This window comes from Mycobacterium sp. GA-1285 (assembly GCF_001499905.1).
Taxonomy (GTDB): Bacteria; Actinomycetota; Actinomycetes; order Mycobacteriales; family Mycobacteriaceae; genus Mycobacterium.
On record NZ_LQIS01000055.1, the window covers coordinates 18,120 to 38,751 of the forward strand.

Genomic DNA, 20,632 nt, shown 5'->3' on the forward strand with positions numbered 1-20,632 from the left:
TCAGCGCCGCGGCAGTCCGAGGACCTGCGTGGCGATGATGTTGCGCTGGATCTCTGACGTTCCACCGGCGATGGTGCCGCCGAAGCTGCGCGCATAGCGTTCGAACCAGCTCGCGAAGTAGTGGTCGAGGTTCATGTGCTCGTACGGCCCCGAGGTCGACGGGTGGATCAACCCGTCGGCGCCCGCGGCGGCCAACGCGTTCTCCATGGCCTGACGCTCGGCTTCGGAACCGAACAGTTTGAGCACCGACACCGAGGCGGTGTCCATCTCCCCGCGAGCGGCTCGCGCCAGCGCCGCCGAGCCCATGGCGCGCAACGCCTGGTAATCCATGATCGTCGTGGCGTACTGGTCGCGTTCGAGTTCGGTGCGGGGCCGGAAGTCGGCGATCATGTTGTCGATGCGGTCGGCGAAGCCGAGCCACATCATCGTGCGTTCATGTCCGAGCGAACCGTTCGCGACACCCCAGCCGCCGTTGAGCGGGCCGACGAGGTTCTCGGCGGGCACCCGCGCGTCGGTGAAGAACACCTCGTTGAAGTCGAGGTTCTCCTGACCCGTCATGTCGGCGAACGGGCGGCACACGACGCCCGGTGTGTCGGTCGGGATGATCAGCGCGCTGATGCCCTTGTGCTTGGGCGCGTCGGGATCGGTGCGCACGAACGTCAGCAGGAAGTCGGCGTCGTGGGCGCCCGACGTCCAGACCTTCTGACCGTTGACGACGAAGTGGTCGCCTTCTAGAACCGCACGGGTGCGCAGCGACGCCAGGTCGGAACCGGCGCTCGGCTCGCTCATGCCCAGCGACGCGGTGATCTCGGCCTTCAGCACCGGCACCGCCCAGCGGTGCTTCTGCTCGTCGCTGCCGAACGAAATCAGCGATGCCGCAACGATGTTGACGCCCTGGGGATTGAAGCTGTGGTAGATGCGCCGGCGGCACAGCTCGTCGAGGTGGACGAACTGCTGGACCACCGTCGCATTGCGGCCGCCGAACTCGGGCGGTTGCGCCGGTAGCAGCCAGCCGTTGTCGAACAGCAGGCGTTGCCAGTCGCGCGCCCACTGCGGCATGTGCGACACCGACTTCGGCCGCTCCAGAGTCTGCGATTCGGGCGGCAGGTGCTCGTCGAGGAACGCCGAGAACTCGGCGCGAAACTGTTCGACGTCGGAATCGAAAGTCAGCTGCATCAGAACGTCCTGTACTCCGCGGCGATCACCGCGCGGTGCTCGGCGGCGCCGCCGAGCAGCAATTCGCCGGCCTTCGCCCGCTTCAGCGCGAACTGAAGATCGTTCTCCCACGTGAATCCCATGGCGCCGAACAGCTGCAGGCCGTGCCGGAACACGATCGCTTGCGCCTCCCCCGCCGACGCCTTGGCCATCGCGGCCGCCAGCCGTCGGCGCGAATCGTCTTCGGCGATGGTCAGTGCGGCGAAATAGGCCAGGGCCCTGGCGCGTTCGATCGCAACGTGCATGTCGACTGCCTTGTGTTGTACGGCCTGGAACGAACCGATGGCGACGCCGAACTGCTGACGCTGCTTGACGTGTTCGAGCACCAGATCCAGGACGCGCTGGCAGGCACCGACCGTGCTTATGGCCATACCGGTCAACGCGACGTGGCGGGCGCGTTCGGAGTCGGCGGGGACCCGGACCGTGTCGGGCACCCGGACGTCGACGAACGACACCTCGGCGACGTGCAGGACCGGGTCGAAGATCGGGCTGCGTCGCGACGTGACCCGGTCGGCATCGACGATGAAGACGCCGGCGTCGGTCACGACGGCGAACCGCTCGGCGCGGTCACCGTCGAGGACGTGATGCGCCGTGCCGTTGAGCACCCAGCCCTCGTCCACCCGGTGGGCTGCCACACCGTCGTACGCGGCGGTGCCGGCCTGCTGCGGATCGAATCGGTCGCCGGCCAACGGCGCGAATTGCGTCAGCGTGGCCAGGAACGGCGTCGGATCGGTGGCTCGCCCCAGCTCCTCGAGCACGATCGCCAGTTCGACCGCGTTCTCGGCGTCGGCGAGCTCGGTCCAGCCGGCGTCGACGTAGGTCTTCCACAGGGGTGCCGGGTCGACCCCGTTCTCCGCGATACCGCGGATCAGGGATGCGGGGCACTGTTTGGTCACCGCATCGCGCACGGTCTCCTGCCAGAGCCGCTGATCGGCGTCGAACTCCAGTAGCACCAAGCCTCCCGGGGACCTCGAAGATGGCAACGCGTCGATGCGAGAATAACATTCTCCAATCTAGTCAAACCGTTCTCGTGATCTGACTACCGCGTTTCGATCGCCGCGTGTCATGCAGTTGACCAGCGGACACCCTGACCTGCGCGGAAGTAAGCGTTTCGTCGAGAACAAGATTCTTGCGATTGAAGAACAACGCTTTACACTGGGATATGTTCGGCGCTGCCGCAGCGCTTCTGTGCGCCTGCCGACGGCCGGATGACATCGGAGGAGCAGCCTTGGTGATGCAGATTCAGGACGGGACCCCGTCTGGTGTCAAGACCCCCGTCATCGATGCCAGCGTGCACATCTTCAGCAAGTCGAACAAGGACTTCCGCAGCTTCCTTCGCGAGCCCTTCAAGAGCCGCGGGTTTCCCGACTACGAGATGGACTGGTACGGCGCCCCCGGCGGCGAATACGCGCCCGGTACCGACCACGACCGTCGCTATCCCGGCTCGGACCCCGATTTCGTCGGCGCCCAGCTGTTCACCGATCGCGGCGTCGACGTCGCGATCCTGCATCCGATGACCCGCGGCATCATGCCGGACCGGCATCTGGGCACCGCGATCGCGGCGGCGCACAACGAGATGATGGTCACCCGCTGGCTCGAGGACAATCCCTACGCCGACCGGTTCCGCGGAACCATCCGGGTCAATCCCGACGACATCGCGGGCTCACTGCGCGAGATCGCCAAGTACGCCGACCATCCCCGGGTGGTGCAGATCGGGGTCCCGCTGCAGTCGCGCGAGCTGTACGGCAAGCCGCAGTACTGGCCGCTGTGGGAGGCCGCCAACGAGGCCAACCTGCCCGTCGCCGTGCACATCGAGGTCGGGGCGGGTGTCCAGTACGCGCCGACGCCGTCCGGGGTGCCCAGGACCTACGAGAACTACGTCAGCTTCATGGCGCTCAACTACCTGTACCACCTGATGAACCTCATCGTCGAAGGGGTATTCGAAAGGATGCCCACGCTGAAGTTCGTCTGGGCCGACGGGGCGGCCGACCTGCTGACGCCGTTCATCTGGCGGATGGACTGTTTCGGCCGCCCGCATCTGGAGCAGACCCCGTGGGCGCCCCGGATGCCCAGCGACTACCTGCCCGGCCACACCTACTTCGTGCAGGGCGCGATGGACGGTCCAGGCGACGTGGAGTACGCAGGTGAATGGTTGAGCTTCACCGGCAAGGACGACATGGTGATGTACGGGTCGAGCTATCCGCACTGGCAGCTCAACGATCTGACGGTGCCCGCCGCGTACTCCGACGAACAGCGCGACAAACTTTGCTGGCGCAACGCCGCGGAGCTCTACGGCATAGACGTCGGGGCCGGAGTGGGCGCACAGTGATTAGGGCCGGGAAGCTTCTGAGAGGCAGGAGACCACGATGACGGTGACAGTCACAGAGCGGAAGCCGGCGGCCGAGCGCGTCGCAGTCCGCTGCGTCGACTCCGACGTCCATCCGACGCCGAGAGCGGGCGAGTTGACGCCGTACATCCCGGAGCCATGGCGCAGCAAGTACTTCCTGACCCGCAAGATCGGCGATCAGATCTACTACGACGCGCCGGATTACGCGCACGCCTACGCGATGCGCGTCGACACGTTCCCGTCGGACGGCAACTTCGCCGGCAGCGACCCGGATCTGGCGTTCAAGCAGCTGATCATGGAGGCGGGCGCGGACATCGCGGTTCTGGAGCCCGCCGCCTATCCGGCGCGCTTCCCCGAGGTCAACCACGCGATGAGCGTCGCGCTCAACGACTGGCAGGCCAACCACTGGCTGGACGACAAGAACAACTGGCACCAGCGGTGGCGCGGATCGATCTGCGTGGCGATCGAGGCACCCGAGGATTCGGCCCGCGAGATCGAGCGCTGGGCCGGCCACCCCTATATGGGCCAGATCCTCATCAAGGCCGAACCACGCCCGGCATGGGGCGATCCGAAATACAACCCGATCTGGGAGGCCGCGACCAAGCACGACATCACGGTGAGCTGTCACCTGTCGCGCAGCCACCACGAGGAGCTGCCGATCCCGCCGGTCGGCTTCCCCAGCTACAACCACGATTTCATGGTCACCTACTCGCTGCTGGCCGCGAACCAGGTGATGAGCATGGTCTTCGACGGTCTCTTCGATCGGTTCCCGACGTTGCGAATCGTGTTGGTGGAGCACGCTTTCACGTGGATCCTGCCGCTGATGTGGCGGATGGACGCCATTTACGAGGCCCGCAAGTCGTGGCTGGACATCAAGCGCAAACCGTCCGAATACGTCAAGGATCACATCAAGTTCACCACCCAGCCGTTGGACTACCCCGAAGACAAGACGGAGTTGTCGCGCGCGTTCGAGTGGATGGAGTGCGAGAAGATCCTGCTGTACTCGTCGGACTACCCGCACTGGACGTTCGACGATCCGCGATGGCTGGTCAAGCACCTGCCCGAGCACGCCCGCGAAGCGGTGATGTTCCGCAACGGCATCGCGACCTATCACCTTCCCGACACGGTTCCGGCCCTCGAGGGCCAGGTGCGGGTGTTCTGAGTTGAGCGAGCAGGAGAAGACGCCCCGGCTTGCGCAGGGGCGCGAACACGTCGTGGCCACGGTCGACGAGATCCCGCCGGGCAAGCACAAACTCGTCCCCATCGGCCGCCACGGCGTCGGGGTGTACAACGTCAACGGCACGTTCTACGCGATCGCGAACTACTGCCCGCACGAGGGTGGGCCGTTGTGTTCCGGGCGTGCCCGCGGCCGCACGATCGTCGACGAAAGCGTGCCCGGCGACTCGGTGATGGTCCGCGATATGGAGTACATCTACTGCCCGTGGCACCAGTGGGGTTTCGAACTGGCCACCGGAACCACGGCGGTGAAGCCGGAGTGGAGTATTCGGACCTACCCCGTGCGGGTGGTCGGCAACGAGGTACTGGTGCAGGCATGACGGGTGCACGCCTCGGTACCGCGAGCGTGCGTGTTCGCACACGACACGCCGCCGAAAATCAGCAGTTTGCGCACCGTCGTGGGGCCTCGAACGGACACGACCGATGAGCGCGCCGGAGAAACTCGGCCCCAGGCTCAAGCGGGGCGAGAAGACGATGGAGGTCAACGGCGGCGACGTCGTGTACGAAATCCTCGGCAAAGAGGGCGATTTCATCGCGCTGACGCCCGGCGGCCGGTTCAGCAAGGACATCGAGGGTCTTCGGCCGCTGGCGCAGGAACTCGTCAAGGGCGGATACCGGGTCCTGCTGTGGGACCGGCCGAACTGCGGCAAGTCCGACGTGCAGTTCTACGGCCAGAGCGAGTCGCATATGCGTGCCGAGACGTTGCACGCGCTGATCACCGGGCTCGACATCGGGCCGTGCATCATCGCCGGCGGCTCCGGCGGCGCCCGCGACTCGATGCTGACCACCATGCTGTACCCGGAGATCGTGCGAAAGCTGGTGGTGTGGAACATCGTCGGCGGTGTGTACGGGTCCTTCGTGCTGGGTTCGTATTACATCGTGCCGAGCATCCTCGCCGTCCGCGGCGGGGGCATGAAGGCCGTTGCCGCGGTCGACGAGTGGAAACAGCGCATCCAGGAGAACCCCGCCAACCGCGAACGGATCCTCAGCCAGGACCCCGACGCGTTCCTCAAGTTGATGCTGCGCTGGCTCAACGCGTTCGTGCCCAAACCCGGCCAGACCATCCCCGGGGTCGAGGACGAGTTGTTCGACAACATCGAGGTCCCGACGCTGATCATCCGCGGTGGCGAGAACGATCTGGACCACCCGAAGCGGACGTCGCTGGAGGTCAGCTGCCTGATCAAGGGCTCGCAGCTGATCGATCCGCCGTGGCCGGAGGACGCGTGGGAACGCGCCGGCGAGGCGCGCGCATCTGGAAAGGTCAAGCGATTCAACATGTTCGACACGTGGGTACAGGCGGCACCCGCGATCTTGAAGTTCCTGGACAGTTGATGGACGGGTCCACGGCCACCTCGAGCGTGCGACGTCGTACGGCCGCTACGGCGTGTCGCGTACGAAAACGCGCGCTCGCGGCGCCGGCTTACGTGACGCGAATGTGGACCTCACAGTTGAGCGACGCCTCGAGCGCGGTGTGCACCCGGCTTTCGGGCACCCGGTCGAGATCGGCTCTGCGCAGCGTCACGTACACCACGTCCCAGCCGTCCTCGCCGGGTACACGTTCGATCTCCCCGGAGAGCCCGAGCCCGGCCAGGACACCGTGGGCATCGTCGTCGGTGCCGCGGCTGATGAACGTCACCACGCCGGGCACCGGGGTGGTGCCGAATGCCTTGCGGCACAATTCGACCGCGAGCCGACGGAGTTCGTCCTGGTCGTCGCCGGCGATCAACAACTCGACCTCACGGCGTTGCGGCGGCAGCGCGGGCAGATTGTGGGCCACGATCTCGATACCGTGCGCAGCCGCCGAATCCCGCAGCCGGGCAAGGCCGTCCCCGAGTTGGGCCGGCCCGAGTTCGCCCGCCCTGTCGACGCCGACGCGCACGACCGCAGTCCTCATGTCCGTCAGCCTATCCGCGGGCCGGAAGGACCAGCCATGACCTCAACTGCCACCGAACTCGCGGTCGAAGCCTGGCCGGATTCCGCGCCACGACTCCTGCGCCCATCGGAGGCGGGCGCAGAGCACTACGCCGACTACTCCCGGGCGGGCGGCTACCGGCCGCTGATCGACGCCGATGCGCTGCTCGCCCAGGTCGACCTGTCAGGCTTGCTGGGCCGCGGCGGCGCGGCGTTCCCGATCGGCACCAAGCTGCGCACCGTGCACACCGCCCACCGGAGCGGTTCGGAGACCGTCGTCGTCGCCAACGGCGAAGAGGGTGAACCCGCGTCGGTCAAGGACCGCTGGCTCCTGCGCAACCGGCCTCATCTCGTGCTGGACGGTCTGCGACTGGCGACTGCTGTCGCCGGTGCCCGCCGGGCATACGTCTACGTCTCCGACGCGGACGCCGCGAACGCAGTCACCGCCGCACTGAACGAGGCGCCGCCGGAAACATTCGGCGCGACCGAGATCGACGTCGTCACAGTCGAACCCGGCTATGTGGCAGGGGAAGAGACCGCCGCGGTCCGGCGCATCAACGGCGGACCGGCCAAACCGACCGACAAGCCGCCACGACCCTTCGAGGAAGGCGTGGACGGGTTGCCGACGATGGTCAGCAATGTCGAGACGCTGGCCAACCTGCCCTACATCCACGCGCACGGCGCCGAGAAGTTCCGCTCGGTCGGCACGCCGATGTCGCCCGGGACGTTCCTCGCGACCATCACCGGCGGCGGGCGGCCTGCAGCGCTGTACGAGATCCCGCACGGCGCATCGTTTTCCGAGCTGCTGCGCCTACACGGGCTGACCAACGACGCGGTCACGGGCGCCTTGATGGGCGGTTATTTCGCCGGCCTGCTCAACACCGACATCCTCGATGCGACGCTGGACCACGAGTCGGTTCGCCGACTCGGCAGCGGTCTGGGATGCGGGGCCATCTCGATCCTCACCGACGACTGTCCCGTCGCCGTCGCGGCGGCGGTGATGTCCTACTTCGACCGCGAGAACGCGGGCCAGTGCGGATCTTGCTTCAACGGCACCGCCGCCATGGCAGCGGTCACCTCGGCGCTGCGCGACGGCGTGGCCACCCAGGAGGATGTCACCCGCTTGGAACGGTGGTCGGTCGTGCTTCGCGGCCGTGGCGCCTGCGGCACCCTCGACGGCGCCACCAACGTCGCGGCGAGTCTGCTACGACAGTTCCCCCAGGTCGTCGCACGCCACCTCGCCAACGCCTGCACGGCCTGTCAGACGGACGCGTTCGCCGCCATGCGGCCTTACGAAGTGGAGGCAGTGGCTCATCATGAGTGACGGCTTGCGGATCCGGCTCGACCGGACGCTGTGCGACGGCTTCGGGATCTGCGCCAAGCACGCACCGGGGTACTTCTCCCTGGACGACTGGGGTTACGCCTCCCTCATCGGTGACGGAACGGTACCGGACAAGGACAGGGACGCGGTGATGCGCGCACTGCTGGACTGCCCGGTGCACGCGATCATCTACATGGGCGAACGTCGGCCCTCCGGCGATTCCGCGGTGCATCAGGAAGCGCACGAAGTGCCCGAGCCCGAACCCAAAACCGATGACAACGAGGCGATCTCGGGATTCGTGCGGTGACAAGACCACTACCCGAACTGACGGTACTCAACGAATTCTTCTGGACCGCCGGCACCGACGGCGTCCTGCGCATCCAGGAGTGCCGTGACTGCACGGCGCTGATCCATCCGCCGCAACCGGTGTGCCGGTATTGCCGGAGCCGCAACATGGGCGTTCGCGACGTCTCGGGCAAGGCCACGCTGTCGGCGTTCACCGTCAATCACCGGTTCGGCTTCCCGGACCTGCCCCCGCCCTACGTGGTGGCCCAGGTGGCGATCGTCGAAGATCCGCGAGTTCGACTGACCACCAACATTGTTGACTGCGACCCCGACGACCTCAAACTCGGTCAACTCGTCGAGGTGCAGTTCCAACAGCTCACCGATGGGGCCGGAGCCGTGTGGCTGCCCGTCTTCAAACCCGGCACCGACGGACAGAGCGGCCCGGTGGCCGAGGACGACATCGCACCCCAGGACTTCGGCCGCCACGTGAGCCCGCCGTTGACCAGCCGGCGGTTCGAAGAGCACTCGGCGATCACCGGAATCGGTGCATCGCGACTGGGTCGGCGTCTGATGGTGCCGCCGCTGTCGCTGACCATCGAGGCGTGCGACGCCGCCGTCGCTGACGCGGGTCTGACGTTCGACGACATCGACGGCCTGTCGACCTACCCCGGGTTGGACGTCGCGGGCATGGGCGAAGGCGGTGTCGCCGCACTCGAGGGGGCCCTCGGCCTGCGCCCGGTGTGGATCAACGGCGGCATGGACACGTTCGGGCCCGGCGGTTCGGTCATCGCGGCGATGATGGCGGTCGCCACGGGCATGGCGCGTCACGTGCTGTGCTTCCGCACCTTGTGGGAGGCGACGTTCCAGCAGCTGATGAAGGAGGGCAAGGCGTCACCGCCGGGCGGCGCCCGAACCTCGAGCTGGCAGATACCCTTCGGTGCGATGTCGGCCGCGCACACGCTCGCGCTCAACGCCCAGCGCCACTTCGAGCGCTACGGCACCACCCGCGAGACGCTCGGGTGGATCGCGCTCAACCAGCGGGCGAACGCGGCGCTGAACCCGACGGCCATCTACCGCGACCCCATGACGATGCACGACTATCTCAACGCTCGCATGATCACCACCCCGTTCGGGTTGTACGACTGCGACGTTCCCTGCGACGGCGCCGTCGCGGTCGTCGTCTCCGCCGTTGAAACCGCGAAAGACATGCCGCACAAGCCGGTGTTGTTCGAGGCGGTCGGCACGCAGATCGTCGAACGCACCGACTGGGACCAGAGCACACTGACCCACGAGCCCCAGGTGCTCGGCCAGGCGGCCCATCTGTGGACTCGAACGTCGTTGCGCCCCAAGGACGTCAACGTCGCCGAATTGTACGACGGCTTCTCGTTCAACTGCCTGTCGTGGCTGGAGGCTCTTGGATTCTGCGGTATCGGCGAGGCCAAGGACTTCCTCGACGGCGGCAAGGCGATCGCCCGTGACGGGGTGATTCCGCTGAACACCCACGGCGGTCAGCTGTCGCACGGCCGCACACACGGGATGGGGCTGATCCACGAGGCCGTCAGCCAGCTACGTGGCGACGCGGGTGAGCGCCAGGTGAAGGACGCCCGGGTCGCGGTGGTCAGCAGCGGCGGGCTCACACCGAGCGGAGCGATCCTGATGCGGACGGACGGGTGAGCGCGGTGGCTCCGCGGCCCAATGTCGCCGCCGGGGCGGCTCCGCGGCCCAATGTCGCCGCCGGGGCGGCTCCGCGGCCCAATGTCGCCGCCGGGGCGGCTCCGCGGCCCCGCGTGGTCCTCGTCGACGGCGTGCCCATGTCGGGCCTGCTCGCCGGGGCCGACGATCCGGCGGCCGTCGTCGTCGCCTTTCACGGCGGGGCAAGTACCGCAGCGTATTTCGACTGTCCCGGCCACCCTGAACTGTCGTTGCTACGCGCCGGTCCCGCCCGCGGGATCACGGTGGTGGCGTTGGACCGTCCCGGCTACGGCAGTTCGGCCCCCTATCCCGACGCGATGCACGAACCGGAGCAACGGGTGGCGCTTGCCTATGGCGCTGTCGACAAGGTGCTGGGCCAAAATCCGCGGGGCGCCGGCCTGTTCCTGCTCGGTCATTCGGCGGGTTGCGAGCTGGCGGTGCGCATGGCCGCCGACGACCGCACCGTTTCAGCGGGTGTGCTCGGACTCGGCCTGGCCGGCACCGGATTACGGTACGCAGACGCCGCGGTCGAGATCTTGAAGACGACGACTGCCACCCGGCGCCCGGTCGGGCTACGCGAGCTGCTGTGGGAACCCGCCGACGTGTATCCACCGGAGGTGCTCTCGGGCATCACGAACTCGTCGACGGGCGCGCCGTACGAGTCGGAGACCACGAAAAACTGGCCGCGGCGCGACTTTCCGGCAATGGCGGCCCGGATCGAGGTGCCGGTGCAGTTCACCGTCGCCGAACACGAGCGGGTGTGGCGAACCGACCCCGAGGCGCTGGCCGACATCGCCGAAATGTTCACCGGGGCACCGCGGTTCGTACTCAACGAACAGGCCGGCGCCGGTCACAACCTGTCGCTGTCCTTCGCGGCCGCCGACTACCACGACAGGGTCTTGTCGTTCGTCGAGGAATGCGTGGCGGCTCGCAGAGGCGCCGAGGAGAAGGCCGAACAGAAAGTGGAGGATTGATGCGCGTCGGATTCATCGGACTGGGCAGCCAGGGCGGCCCCATGGCCCGCAGGATCGTCGAGGGCGGATTCGAGACCACGCTGTGGGCCCGCCGGGCGGCCAGCCTCGAACCGTACGCCGGAACGGCCGCCAAGACCGCAAGCACGCCGGCGGAGTTGGCCGCGGCCAGCGATCTGGTCTGCCTGTGCGTCGTCGGTGACGACGACGTGCGGGAAGTGCTCAACGGTGAAACCGGCGTGCTCGCCGGCTTGGCCTCCGGCTCAGTCGTGGCCATTCACAGCACCGTGCATCCCGACACCTGCAGGGAGATCGCCGAAGTCGCTGCGAAGCAGGGTGTTTCGGTCATCGACGCACCGGTGAGCGGCGGTGGACCCGCCGTCGAGGAAGGCAAGCTGCTGGTCATGGTCGGCGGCGAGGAGGACGTCGTCGAACGCTGCCGTCCCGTGTTCGCAACCTACGCCGACCCGATCGTGCATCTCGGCCCGCTGGGCAGCGGACAGGTCACCAAGATCCTGAACAATCTGCTGTTCACCGCCAACCTCGGCAGCGCGCTGAGCACACTCGATCTGGGTGAGTCGCTGGGCATTCCGCGCGTACGCCTGGCCGAGGTACTCAACAGCGGATCGGCCACCAGCAAGGCGCTGGGCAGCATTGCGATTTTCGGCGGGACGGTCGAGGGACTGGCGCCGATCGCTGGAGCGCTGCTGCAGAAGGACGTTCGACATGCGGCGAGCATCGCGGCCACCGCATCGATACCGGAGGGGTCGGTGTTCACCGTGGCCGATACGGCGTTGGAGAACATGGACCACCCGCGATGAGCGCTTGCGCGAAGAGCCGAGGGCAGCGATGAGCGCTTGCGCGAAGAGCCGAGGGCAGCGGTGACGCGTGTCGGCTTCGTCGGAGTGGGGCGCATGGGCACGCCGATGGTGCGCCGTCTCGTCGACTCCGGTCACGACGTCCGTGCACTTGGCAGGAACGACGAGAAGCGCGCCACGGTGCGCGATATCGGCGCGCAACCGGTAACCCGTGCGGCCGATGTCGCCGACGGGGCAGACGTTGTCGTCGTCTGCGTGTTCACCGACGAACAGGTTCGGCAAGTGTGCCTGGACGACGGTTTGGCGGCGGGCATGCGGCCGGGCAGTGCGCTGATCATCCACACGACGGGCAGCCCGGCCACCGCTCGACGCCTGGCGGTCGAGTTCGCCGACATCGACGTCGTCGATGCGCCGGTCAGCGGCGGCCCGCACAACATCGCAGCCGGCGAGGTCACGCTGTTCGTCGGCGGCGCCCAGGACGCGGTCGACAAGGTCCGACCGGTGCTGACAAGCTACGGCGACCCGATTCTTCATGTCGGCGCGCTCGGCGCCGGCCAGGCCGTCAAGCTCGTCAACAACAGCCTGTTCGCCGCCCAGATCGGTCTGCTGCGCGCCGCTGTCGACCTCGGCGCGCGGCTCGGCGTCGAGGAGGCCGAGCTGCTCAAGTCGCTCACCCACGGCAGCGGCGCCAGCCGGGTCGGAGAGTTCATCGCCGCGCGTGGTTCGGTACAGGGGTTCGTCGCCGACGTCGGCGAGTTCATCGGCAAGGATGTCGCGGTGGTTCGTCAGACTGTGGGCGAACTCGGCGACAACCTCGGCCTGCTCGACGAGGTCATCGATGCCGGAATTCGACCATAAACAGCGGCGATTTCGCTTACCAGGAGGCAGCCGGTGAGGCATACTAGAGGCGTTACATTATTGTGCCCTCGCGTAACGGAAGCGGTCGTCAGCCCGCCGCGAAAGAGGAGACCATGACCAAGCCCAAACTCGTGTTCGACCCGGTGTCGAAGGAGTTCTTCGACAATCCGTACGAGATCTACCAGCGGATGCGGGACGAAGCGCCGATTTACTACGACGAGGTCGAGGACTTCTATGCGTTGACTCGGCACGCTGACGTGGCCGCAGCGCTCAAAGACCACGAGGCGTTCTCCTCGTCTCGTGGTTGCGACCTTGCGATGGTGCGCTCCGATGAGTCTCCGCACAAGTCGATCATCTTCATGGATCCGCCTGAGCACCGGCACATGCGCAGTCTTCTCAACAAAGCCTTCACTCCCCGGGCCATCCAGTCGCAGCGGGAAACCATCACCGAACTGGTCGAGCATTACCTCTCGAAGGTCGACCCAGACAACTTCGACGTCGTGCAGGACTTCTCCGGACCCTTCCCGGTCGAGGTGATCACCCGGATGGCGGGGGTGCCGGAGGAGTTCCGTCAACAGGTCCGGCGATGGATCGACAAGGGCCTCGAGCGCGAGCCCGGTCAGATCGGGTTGTCCGATGAAGCCATGCAGGCCAATATCGACTCCGGCGTGTATTACTACGGCCTCGTGCAGGAGCGGCGTCAGAACCCGCAGGACGACATGATCGGCCGTCTCATCCGCGCGGAGATCCCCGGCGAGAACGGCCAGATGCGCAAGCTCGACGACCTGGAGATCACCGGGTTCCTCGCACTGCTCGGCGGCGCCGGCGCCGAAACGGTCACCAAGCTCGTCGGCAGCGCGGTGGTCGAGTTCGCCCGCCATCCCGAGCAGTGGCAGATGCTGCTCGACGACCGCAGCCTGGTGCCCGCGGCCGTCGAAGAATTGCTGCGCTACGTCGGCCCGGTGCAATACAACGTGCGCTACACCCTGAAGGAAGCCGAGGTGCCCAGCGGCACCATCCCCGCGCACAAGCCGGTGTTCCTGATGAAGGCGGCCGCCAATCGCGATCCGCGCGCGTTCGACAACGCCGAGACATTCGACATCACAAGGGATCGCACGCAGTCGCCGAACCTCGGGCTGGGTTACGGCATCCACAGCTGCCTGGGTGCCGCGCTGGCACGTCTGGAGACGACGATCGCGCTCGAGCACCTGCTCGATTTCATGCCGCGTTACGAAGTGAACTTCGACGGTCTTGAACGCGTGCACATGCAGAATGTGGCTGGATACCACCACGTCCCGGTGAAGGTGTTGAAGTGAGTCAAAAGATCGTCGTCGACTTCGGCCTCTGTGAGAGCAATGGAGTGTGCATGGGCATCATCCCGGAGGTGTTCGATCTCGACGAGCAGGATTACCTGCACGTCCTTCAAGAGGAAGTGACGCCGGAAAACGAGCAACAAGTTCGAGAGGCCGTGCGGCAGTGCCCGCGCCAGGCGATCTCGATCGAAGACGCATGACGACGTCGAAAGTCGTCTTCGACCCGTTCTCGCCGGAATACTTCGACGGACCGTGGGAGATCTACCGGCGCCTGCGCGAGGAAGCGCCGGTCTACTACAACGAGGAACTCGACTTCTACGCGTTGTCGCGGCACGAGGATGTGGCGGCGGCGTACAAGGATTTCGCGACTTACTCGTCGGCATACGGTCTGGACCTCGCCACCATCCGCTCAGACGAACCGATGCCGGCGAAGATGATCATCCTCATGGATCCGCCCGAGCATCGCCACATGCGCAGCCTGGTGAACAAGGTGTTCACCCCGCGCGCGATCGAGGCGATGCGGCCCATGGTGACCGAGACCATCGACAGGTACATCGCCAAGGCCGACCCGGCCCACTTCGACGTCGTCAGCGACTTCTCGGCGTTCTTCCCGGTCGAAGTCATCACCCAGATGCTGGGCGTGCCAGAGGAACATCGGCAACAGGTCCGAGAATGGGTGGACACGTCGCTGCATCGCGAGCCCGGCCAGGTCGAGATGTCCGAAGAGGGTATGCAGGCCATCGGCGAAGCCATGGGGTTGTACTTCCAACTGATTCAGGAGCGCCGCGCCAACCCGCAAGACGACATGTTCAGCCGGCTGGTCGGCGCGGAGATCACCCGTGAGGACGGCGAGAAGGAGTCGCTCGACGACTTCGAAATCGCTGGATTCGCAACGCTCCTCGGTGGTGCCGGCGCGGAGACCGTCACCAAGTTGGTCGGCAACGCGGCGGTCACGTTCGCCCGCCACCCCGACCAGTGGCAGAAGCTTCTCGACGACCGCGACAAGATCCCCGCCGCGGTCGAGGAACTGCTGCGGTACGAGCCGCCGGTGCACTACAACGTGCGACGCTCGATGCGCGACGTCGAGCTGCACGGCGTGACGATCCCCGAGGGCAAGCCGGTGTTCCTGTTGCAGGCGTCAGCGCACCGCGATCCCGAGGCATTCACCGATCCCGATACGTTCGACATCGACCGCAACCGCACCGAGGCGCAGAACCTGGGTTTCGGCTACGGCATACACAGCTGCCTCGGTGCGGCGTTGGCCCGGATGGAGACGGCGATCGCGCTGGAGCGGCTGCTCGATCTGATCCCCCGCTACGAAGTGCTGTGGGACGAGTGCCGGCGCGTAGCCATGCAGAACGTCGCCGGGTGGTCGCACGTCCCGGTGCGCGCACTGAACTGAAAGTCACACCGAGACCGACGCTTTGGCGGTTCTTACTCGTCTTTTCCCGCCAAAACGTCGGTTTGGCCGCGCGCGACTAGCCCAGACCGTGCAGGATGACGCCGTTGCAGTCGGCGGCGGCCTGACGCAGCTTCACCGCGGCCTGATACTCGTCGGAGTAGTACCACGCCTTGGCGGCTTCCTCGGATTCGAACTCGAGCAGCACGGTCTGCGTGCCGTGCCAGGTGCCCTCGATCACCTCGGCCTTCTGGTCGAACGCCAGCAGCGTCGCACTTGCCATCGTCTGGCTGGCCACCTTGCCGTACTCCGCCATACCCTCGGGATCCTTGACGTCCTCGGTGATGAGGATGTACGCCTTCGCCATTCGATCTCCTTTTGTGTCAGTCGATTTCGCGAATTGCGCGTTCAGGGCAGTTTGCGATCGCGTCGCGCGCCGCGGATTCCAGTTCCGCCGGCACCTCTTCCGGGCTCGCGACCGCCCATCCGTCGTCGTTCAGCTCGAACACCTCCGGGCACAGCGTCAGGCACATGCCGTGGCCTGCGCAGCGATCCTCGTCGACGGTGACCTTCATCAGGCATCACCCGATGCGACGTCGAACTCCAGGTGCAGTTCGGTCAGTCCGCGCAGGATGTAGGTCGGGATGTAGTTGTAGCGACGCTGCCCCGCGGGGCCGTGGTGGGCCTCGCTGATCCGAATGTCGGTGGTGCGGTCCAACAGTCGCTCGAGCCCGACGCGGGTCTCGGCCCGGGCCAGCGGCGCGCCGGGACAGCTGTGGATGCCGCGGCCGAACGCCAGGTGCTGTCGCGCGTTCTTGCGTTCCGGGTCGAAGTTGTCCGGATCCTCGAAGCGGCGCGGATCGCGGTTGGCGGCACCGTTGATCACCATCACGGTGCACCCGGCGCCGAGCGGCTGGTCCCCCACCGTCGTCGGCACCCGCGACAACCGGAAGTCGCCCTTGACCGGACTCTCGATGCGCAGGCACTCCTCGATGAAGTTCGGAAGCAGGCTGCGATCGTCGCGCAGCCTGCGTTGGGTGTCGGGGCGGTCGCCGAGCACCTTCAGCGCGGTCGAAAGCAGCCGCACCGTGGTCTCCTGACCGGCGGAGAACACGTTGGTGGCGACCCGGACCACGTCGGCCACCTCCGGCACCGTGCCGTCGGGGAACGTCGCGGTCGCCAACCCGGTCAGCACGTCGTCACGCGGTTCGCGACGACGGTCTTCGACGTACTCGGCGAACACCTCGTAGAGGTACTCCAGCGGCGTCTTGGTCAGAGTTTTCTCGGCGTTGCCCAGCCCGCCGCCGTGCGTGCCGCGGGCCAGCCGCTCGAGCAACTCGGGGCGGTCCTCGTCGGGCACCCCGAGCAGGTCGGCGATCACGCGCAGGGTGAACGGACCGGCGAAGCCGCTGATGAACTCGCCCTCACCCGGCGCGAGGAAGTCGTCGAGGATGTCGTCGGCGAGCTGCCACATCGCGTCCTCGTTCTCCTTGAGGCGCTTCGGGGTGATCAGCCGCATCAGCAGGGCCCGATGGTTGGTGTGCGTCGGCGGGTCGAGCGTCGGCAGCTGGTCGCTGAACGGGATCTCGTCGCGGTGTTCGACGATCAGGTCGGTGACATCGTCCCCTTCGAGCGGAACGGGAAAACCCGGGAACGGGCCGGTCACCGAGATGCACGACGAGAACGTCTCGGCGTCGTTGTAGACGTCGACGGCCTCCTGCCAGCCGGTCACCATCGTCACGCCGTAGTGGTCCTCACGGGCGACCGGGCACTTGTTACGCAGCGCCTCGTAAAACGGGTACGGGTCGTCGGTCAGACGTCCGTCCCGAAAGAAGTCGACCTTGGTCATGTCCTCGGTGAGGTCCTCGGTCATGCGCCCTCCGTTTCGACGATCTCAAGAGACGAGAACGTGATTCTCATATACGGGTATCAGATTTCCATAGTGGCCCGGCGCCGTCAATCGAACCGCCCGCAGGGGCGACTTCGGGTCCATCGCGAGCGGTGAATCACTCATTGGATGGGCTCGTCGCCGAGCACCGTCGTGCGCAGCATCTCGCGCGGCGAGTCCGGGTCGTAGGGCGCGGCGCGGTGCAGCACCCCGTTGTTGTCCCAGATCACGGTGTCGCCCACGGACCAGCGGTGGCTGTAGACCAGGTGCGGCTGGGTGGCGCGGTCGAGAAGCTCGGCCAGAAGCGCCCGGCCCTCGTCGAGGTCCAGGCCGACGATGTAGTCGGCCGAGGCGCCCAGCACCAGCGACTTGCGGCCACTGCGGTGCGTCCACACCAACGGGTGCTCGTGGGTCGGCCGCGACCGCCACTTGGCCACCAGTTCGGGCGACGGGTCGGGAGTGACCCGGCGCTGCGACGCCTCGAGGGAATGCACCACGCGCATTGCCGCGAAGCGCTCCTTCTCCTCGTCGCTGAACGCCTCGTAGGCCGCATACGAATTCGCGAACTCCGTCTCGCCGCCGGTCTCGGCCACCTGCTTGGCTGACAGCACGGTCGCCTTCTGCGGGCACTCGTCGTTGGTGGGCGTGCATCCGTCGATGTGCCAGTCGAACGTCGCGCGAAGAAAGTCCGCCGAGGCGTTCTTCGACTTGTCGAGTGTCACGGGATAGATGCCCGCGACCGGATGGTGGCCGTCCGACGAGTGGTCGATATCGCCGAGTCGCCGACAGAACGCCACCTGTGCCTCCGGGGTGAGCCCGAGGCCGGGAAACACCAGAACGCCGTTGTCCTCCAGCGCATCGAGGACCGCGGCGCCGAGCGCATCGTCGTTGGCCAGCGCCTCGGAGTCGAGACCGGTCACCTCCGCGCCGACCGACGCCGTCAGCTTGTTGATCGTCAAACCTGTCATGGTGGTCCTTGTCGTCACGGCACCGGTGAACTGACGCGGTGCATCTCGGCGTCGGCCGAGTCGGCCGGCTTCTGCGTACCGAAGATCTCGACGGCCATCGACACCATGATCATCGAGTAGATGAGATGCAACAGGTTCAACGCGTCTTCGGGGAGGTCGTCGAGCGGGAACTTGTCGCAGTAGTCGATCGCTTCCTCGAAGCGCGGCGTGAACGCGTCGTAGAACTCCCGGATCTCCGGCATCGGTGTGGCCATCCGGGTCGCCCACCGCTCGGCTTCGGTTGGCAGGCACCACTTCTCGGCGAATTGTTCGAACTCCGCGAAGGCACTGGGTAGACGGGTCATGGTCACACCCCCGCCGGTGTGCGCTCGGCTTTGTAGTCCTCGACCCACTTGACGGCCTCGTGGTGCAGGTGACGCACCAGGATCTCCTGGTCGCTGAGCGGGTATTCGTCGACTATCGGCTCGTCAAGGCCGTACTCCAGCGCCGCCTGTGTGCCACCGAGCATCCCGGCGTCCTGCAACGCGAACTCCTTGAGCACCACCGAGGCGACCTCGTGCTCGATGCGCTCGCGCACGGTGCGTGCGGGGTGGAAGGCGTTGTACGCCTCGAACTTATGGGTGTTGTGGGACGTCGGCCAGTACCGGTACAGCAGGTACCAGCCGTGGTAGATGAGAATCTCCAGGTTCGGGAAGATCTGGAAGTTGGTGATACCCCAGGGCTCGATGCGGCCGGGGTTCAGGCCGGCCGACTGATGCGTCTCCGGGGTGCGCCACGGTCCGACCAATCCGCTGCGCGTGATCCGTTCGACCGGATACATGTACTCCGGCGCGAGCAGCCAGCGGCGGGTGCCCGCCGTCGACACCAGCCGGTGCGGCCCGTCGATCTGAAAGTGCCCGCACTCGAAGGTCGCGTTCGGCTGTCGCACCGCACTCGGCACCTGCTGAGAGTGCAGCGACGGCACATGGTAGTACTCCTGGAACGCGTCGGCGAAGATCTTCCAGTTGCTGTTGTTCTGTGCCTCGAATTCGTAACGCTCGGTCATCATTTCGAACGGATAGTCGTCGAGCGCGGTGATCATCGGGCCGAGGAACTCGCGCAGGCTCCACCGCGGTTCGGGATCGAAGTTGATGAAGATGAACCCGTTCCAGACATCGCAGCACACCGGCTTGAGCCCGTACCGCTCGTGGTCGAGGCCGAAGAACTCCCCCTCCTGCTGCACGAACGTCAGATCACCCTTGAGGTCGTAACGCCATCCGTGGTACTTGCAGGTGAACTGCCGACACGTGCCCTTGACCTCCTCGTTGGGAAAGTCGTTCCACACCAACTTGTTTCCGCGATGGCGGCAGATGTTGTAGAAGGCGCGGATCTGCTGATCCCTGCCCCGAACCACGATCACCGACGTCTTGGCCGCGTCGATCTCCTTGGTCAGGTAGCTTCCGACGCGCGGCAGTTCCTCGACACGCGCGACGTTGAGCCACGCGCGTTTGAAGACCGCCTCGCGCTCGAGCTCGTAGAACTCCGGGGAGATCGAATCACGGAACGAGACGGGTCCGGTGCCCAGCTCCGGATAGTGCTCGGTCCAGCTCCCCTCGGCCGGCTTAGGCCACTTCGCCATGGAAACCTCCGTGTCGTGGTTGGTGTGCGGAAAGCGGGCCGGTCATCACAGCACCGACCCACCGTTGACGCCGAGGATCTGCCCGGTGATGAAACCGGCCTCCTCAGAACACAGGAAGCCCGCGGCCGCGGCGATGTCGTCACCGGTGCCGAGATGACCGAGCGGGACGGTCGCGGCCATCTGCTCGTTCGACGGCAGGTGCCCGGCCTCCTGTCCGGCGTGCTGCATCGGTGTCTCGATGGCCGACGGCGGGATGTTGTTGACCGTGATGCCGGCCGGACCGTATTCGCGCGCAAGCGATTTGGTCAACGAGAGCAACGCACCCTTGGATGCGGCATAGTGCGCCATCCTGGGTGAGCCACGCTGCGCGCTGGACGACGAGATCATCACGATGCGCCCCCAACCCGCGTCGAGCATGTCGGGCACGGCCACCTGACAGCAGTGGAAGGTTCCGGTGAGGTTGACGTCGATCAGCCGCTGCCAAGCCTGCGGCGTGATGTCGGTGAACGCCGCCCAGTCCACCGTCCCGGCACTGGTGACCAGGATGTGCACCGGACCCAACTCGCTGCGCACCTTCGCGAACGCCTCCTCCACGGCCGCACGGTCGCTGACATCGGCGGCCACCGCCAGGGCCGTCACCCCGTCGGCACGCAACTCCTCGGCGACCCGTTGGGCCGCTTGACCGTGGAGGTCGAGCACGGCCACCTTGTGCCCGCGGCGACCGAGCTCACGGCACGTCGCCTCCCCCATACCCGAAGCGCCCCCGGTCACCACCGCGGTGCGGGCCATCGC

At 66.4% G+C, this 20,632-nt stretch carries 23 protein-coding genes; 13 read left to right on the forward strand and 10 right to left on the reverse strand.

The window, feature by feature from the left end; translation table 11 throughout:
• Positions 1 to 1,176, reverse strand: coding sequence for an acyl-CoA dehydrogenase family protein (locus AU193_RS21740; protein WP_064424462.1), 1,176 nt, complete (start codon positions 1,174 to 1,176; stop codon positions 1 to 3).
• On the reverse strand, positions 1,176 to 2,168 hold the full coding sequence (locus AU193_RS21745) for an acyl-CoA dehydrogenase family protein (RefSeq protein ID WP_064424463.1): 993 nt from the start codon (positions 2,166 to 2,168) through the stop codon (positions 1,176 to 1,178). Before AU193_RS21745 ends, AU193_RS21740 begins: the two co-directional genes overlap by 1 nt.
• A gap of 281 nt (positions 2,169 to 2,449) precedes the next feature.
• Between AU193_RS21745 and AU193_RS21750 the strand changes: the two genes are divergently transcribed.
• The 4 genes from AU193_RS21750 (at position 2,450) to AU193_RS21765 (ending at position 6,130) form a co-directional block, all read left to right on the forward strand.
• Positions 2,450 to 3,544: an amidohydrolase family protein gene (locus AU193_RS21750; RefSeq protein ID WP_064424611.1), complete on the forward strand. Its 1,095-nt coding sequence runs from the start codon at positions 2,450 to 2,452 to the stop codon at positions 3,542 to 3,544.
• A 37-nt stretch (positions 3,545 to 3,581) separates the two neighbouring features.
• Positions 3,582 to 4,724, forward strand: a complete 1,143-nt coding sequence (locus AU193_RS21755; RefSeq protein WP_064424464.1) for an amidohydrolase family protein — start codon at positions 3,582 to 3,584, stop codon at positions 4,722 to 4,724.
• A gap of 1 nt (position 4,725) precedes the next feature.
• Positions 4,726 to 5,118, forward strand: a complete 393-nt coding sequence (locus tag AU193_RS21760) for a Rieske 2Fe-2S domain-containing protein (protein WP_064350287.1) — start codon at positions 4,726 to 4,728, stop codon at positions 5,116 to 5,118.
• A gap of 103 nt (positions 5,119 to 5,221) precedes the next feature.
• Positions 5,222 to 6,130: an alpha/beta fold hydrolase gene (locus AU193_RS21765; protein ID WP_064424465.1), complete on the forward strand. Its 909-nt coding sequence runs from the start codon at positions 5,222 to 5,224 to the stop codon at positions 6,128 to 6,130.
• 88 nt (positions 6,131 to 6,218) lie between these two features.
• Here AU193_RS21765 and AU193_RS21770 read toward each other — a convergent pair whose 3' ends face one another.
• Positions 6,219 to 6,692: a hypothetical protein gene (locus AU193_RS21770; protein ID WP_064424466.1), complete on the reverse strand. Its 474-nt coding sequence runs from the start codon at positions 6,690 to 6,692 to the stop codon at positions 6,219 to 6,221.
• Positions 6,693 to 6,728: 36 nt separating this feature from the next.
• Between AU193_RS21770 and AU193_RS21775 the strand changes: the two genes are divergently transcribed.
• The 9 genes from AU193_RS21775 to AU193_RS21815 all read left to right on the forward strand — a co-directional run bounded on the left by AU193_RS21775 (position 6,729) and on the right by AU193_RS21815 (position 15,369).
• Positions 6,729 to 8,033 (forward strand): NADH-ubiquinone oxidoreductase-F iron-sulfur binding region domain-containing protein, encoded by a 1,305-nt coding sequence (locus AU193_RS21775; RefSeq protein ID WP_064424467.1) that lies wholly within the window; start codon positions 6,729 to 6,731, stop codon positions 8,031 to 8,033.
• Positions 8,026 to 8,337 (forward strand): ferredoxin, encoded by a 312-nt coding sequence (locus AU193_RS21780; RefSeq protein WP_064424468.1) that lies wholly within the window; start codon positions 8,026 to 8,028, stop codon positions 8,335 to 8,337. The genes AU193_RS21775 and AU193_RS21780 overlap by 8 nt, the downstream gene beginning before the upstream one ends.
• On the forward strand, positions 8,334 to 9,989 hold the full coding sequence (locus AU193_RS21785) for an OB-fold domain-containing protein (protein WP_064424469.1): 1,656 nt from the start codon (positions 8,334 to 8,336) through the stop codon (positions 9,987 to 9,989). The genes AU193_RS21780 and AU193_RS21785 overlap by 4 nt, the downstream gene beginning before the upstream one ends.
• Positions 9,990 to 10,126: 137 nt before the next feature.
• A complete protein-coding gene (locus tag AU193_RS21790) occupies positions 10,127 to 10,981 on the forward strand; it encodes an alpha/beta hydrolase (protein ID WP_064424612.1) in 855 nt (284 codons plus the stop codon).
• Positions 10,981 to 11,799, forward strand: a complete 819-nt coding sequence (locus tag AU193_RS21795) for an NAD(P)-dependent oxidoreductase (RefSeq protein ID WP_064424470.1) — start codon at positions 10,981 to 10,983, stop codon at positions 11,797 to 11,799. The genes AU193_RS21790 and AU193_RS21795 overlap by 1 nt, the downstream gene beginning before the upstream one ends.
• A gap of 60 nt (positions 11,800 to 11,859) precedes the next feature.
• Positions 11,860 to 12,654, forward strand: coding sequence for an NAD(P)-dependent oxidoreductase (locus tag AU193_RS21800; protein WP_064424471.1), 795 nt, complete (start codon positions 11,860 to 11,862; stop codon positions 12,652 to 12,654).
• A 113-nt stretch (positions 12,655 to 12,767) separates the two neighbouring features.
• Entirely contained in the window at positions 12,768 to 13,970 is a 1,203-nt protein-coding gene (locus tag AU193_RS21805) for a cytochrome P450 (RefSeq protein WP_064424472.1), read from the forward strand.
• On the forward strand, positions 13,967 to 14,167 hold the full coding sequence (locus AU193_RS21810; protein ID WP_064424473.1) for a ferredoxin: 201 nt from the start codon (positions 13,967 to 13,969) through the stop codon (positions 14,165 to 14,167). Before AU193_RS21805 ends, AU193_RS21810 begins: the two co-directional genes overlap by 4 nt.
• Positions 14,164 to 15,369: a cytochrome P450 gene (locus AU193_RS21815; protein WP_064424474.1), complete on the forward strand. Its 1,206-nt coding sequence runs from the start codon at positions 14,164 to 14,166 to the stop codon at positions 15,367 to 15,369. The genes AU193_RS21810 and AU193_RS21815 overlap by 4 nt, the downstream gene beginning before the upstream one ends.
• A 76-nt stretch (positions 15,370 to 15,445) precedes the next feature.
• Here AU193_RS21815 and AU193_RS21820 read toward each other — a convergent pair whose 3' ends face one another.
• The 7 genes from AU193_RS21820 to AU193_RS21850 form a co-directional block, all read right to left on the reverse strand.
• Positions 15,446 to 15,733: a DUF1330 domain-containing protein gene (locus tag AU193_RS21820; RefSeq protein ID WP_064424475.1), complete on the reverse strand. Its 288-nt coding sequence runs from the start codon at positions 15,731 to 15,733 to the stop codon at positions 15,446 to 15,448.
• A 16-nt stretch (positions 15,734 to 15,749) separates the two neighbouring features.
• Complete coding sequence (locus tag AU193_RS21825) at positions 15,750 to 15,941, reverse strand: ferredoxin (protein WP_064424476.1); 192 nt, start codon at positions 15,939 to 15,941, stop codon at positions 15,750 to 15,752.
• Complete coding sequence (locus AU193_RS21830; RefSeq protein ID WP_064424477.1) at positions 15,941 to 17,239, reverse strand: cytochrome P450; 1,299 nt, start codon at positions 17,237 to 17,239, stop codon at positions 15,941 to 15,943. Before AU193_RS21830 ends, AU193_RS21825 begins: the two co-directional genes overlap by 1 nt.
• A 137-nt stretch (positions 17,240 to 17,376) precedes the next feature.
• Positions 17,377 to 18,222 (reverse strand): TauD/TfdA family dioxygenase, encoded by an 846-nt coding sequence (locus AU193_RS21835; protein WP_064424613.1) that lies wholly within the window; start codon positions 18,220 to 18,222, stop codon positions 17,377 to 17,379.
• Positions 18,223 to 18,236: 14 nt separating this feature from the next.
• Positions 18,237 to 18,566, reverse strand: a complete 330-nt coding sequence (locus AU193_RS21840; RefSeq protein ID WP_064424614.1) for a hypothetical protein — start codon at positions 18,564 to 18,566, stop codon at positions 18,237 to 18,239.
• A 2-nt stretch (positions 18,567 to 18,568) separates the two neighbouring features.
• Positions 18,569 to 19,840 (reverse strand): aromatic ring-hydroxylating dioxygenase subunit alpha, encoded by a 1,272-nt coding sequence (locus AU193_RS21845; protein ID WP_064424478.1) that lies wholly within the window; start codon positions 19,838 to 19,840, stop codon positions 18,569 to 18,571.
• Between the two features lie 45 nt (positions 19,841 to 19,885).
• The gene (locus AU193_RS21850) at positions 19,886 to 20,629 is read right to left on the reverse strand and encodes an SDR family NAD(P)-dependent oxidoreductase (protein ID WP_064424479.1); all 744 of its coding nucleotides are present in this window, start codon (positions 20,627 to 20,629) and stop codon (positions 19,886 to 19,888) included.
• Between the last annotated feature and the right edge of the window lie 3 nt (positions 20,630 to 20,632).

Coding starts and splice junctions, on each gene's coding strand:
- AU193_RS21845 (WP_064424478.1), bottom strand. CDS start 19,840: ATGGCGAAGTGGCCTAAGCCGGCCGAGGGGAGCTGGACCGAGCACTAT.
- AU193_RS21755 (WP_064424464.1), top strand. CDS start 3,582: ATGACGGTGACAGTCACAGAGCGGAAGCCGGCGGCCGAGCGCGTCGCA.
- AU193_RS21780 (WP_064424468.1), top strand. CDS start 8,026: ATGAGTGACGGCTTGCGGATCCGGCTCGACCGGACGCTGTGCGACGGC.
- AU193_RS21830 (WP_064424477.1), bottom strand. CDS start 17,239: ATGACCGAGGACCTCACCGAGGACATGACCAAGGTCGACTTCTTTCGG.
- AU193_RS21815 (WP_064424474.1), top strand. CDS start 14,164: ATGACGACGTCGAAAGTCGTCTTCGACCCGTTCTCGCCGGAATACTTC.
- AU193_RS21795 (WP_064424470.1), top strand. CDS start 10,981: ATGCGCGTCGGATTCATCGGACTGGGCAGCCAGGGCGGCCCCATGGCC.
- AU193_RS21775 (WP_064424467.1), top strand. CDS start 6,729: ATGACCTCAACTGCCACCGAACTCGCGGTCGAAGCCTGGCCGGATTCC.
- AU193_RS21790 (WP_064424612.1), top strand. CDS start 10,127: ATGTCGGGCCTGCTCGCCGGGGCCGACGATCCGGCGGCCGTCGTCGTC.
- AU193_RS21765 (WP_064424465.1), top strand. CDS start 5,222: ATGAGCGCGCCGGAGAAACTCGGCCCCAGGCTCAAGCGGGGCGAGAAG.
- AU193_RS21740 (WP_064424462.1), bottom strand. CDS start 1,176: ATGCAGCTGACTTTCGATTCCGACGTCGAACAGTTTCGCGCCGAGTTC.
- AU193_RS21820 (WP_064424475.1), bottom strand. CDS start 15,733: ATGGCGAAGGCGTACATCCTCATCACCGAGGACGTCAAGGATCCCGAG.
- AU193_RS21825 (WP_064424476.1), bottom strand. CDS start 15,941: ATGAAGGTCACCGTCGACGAGGATCGCTGCGCAGGCCACGGCATGTGC.
- AU193_RS21805 (WP_064424472.1), top strand. CDS start 12,768: ATGACCAAGCCCAAACTCGTGTTCGACCCGGTGTCGAAGGAGTTCTTC.
- AU193_RS21770 (WP_064424466.1), bottom strand. CDS start 6,692: ATGAGGACTGCGGTCGTGCGCGTCGGCGTCGACAGGGCGGGCGAACTC.
- AU193_RS21840 (WP_064424614.1), bottom strand. CDS start 18,566: ATGACCCGTCTACCCAGTGCCTTCGCGGAGTTCGAACAATTCGCCGAG.
- AU193_RS21750 (WP_064424611.1), top strand. CDS start 2,450: ATGCAGATTCAGGACGGGACCCCGTCTGGTGTCAAGACCCCCGTCATC.
- AU193_RS21850 (WP_064424479.1), bottom strand. CDS start 20,629: ATGGCCCGCACCGCGGTGGTGACCGGGGGCGCTTCGGGTATGGGGGAG.
- AU193_RS21835 (WP_064424613.1), bottom strand. CDS start 18,222: ATGACAGGTTTGACGATCAACAAGCTGACGGCGTCGGTCGGCGCGGAG.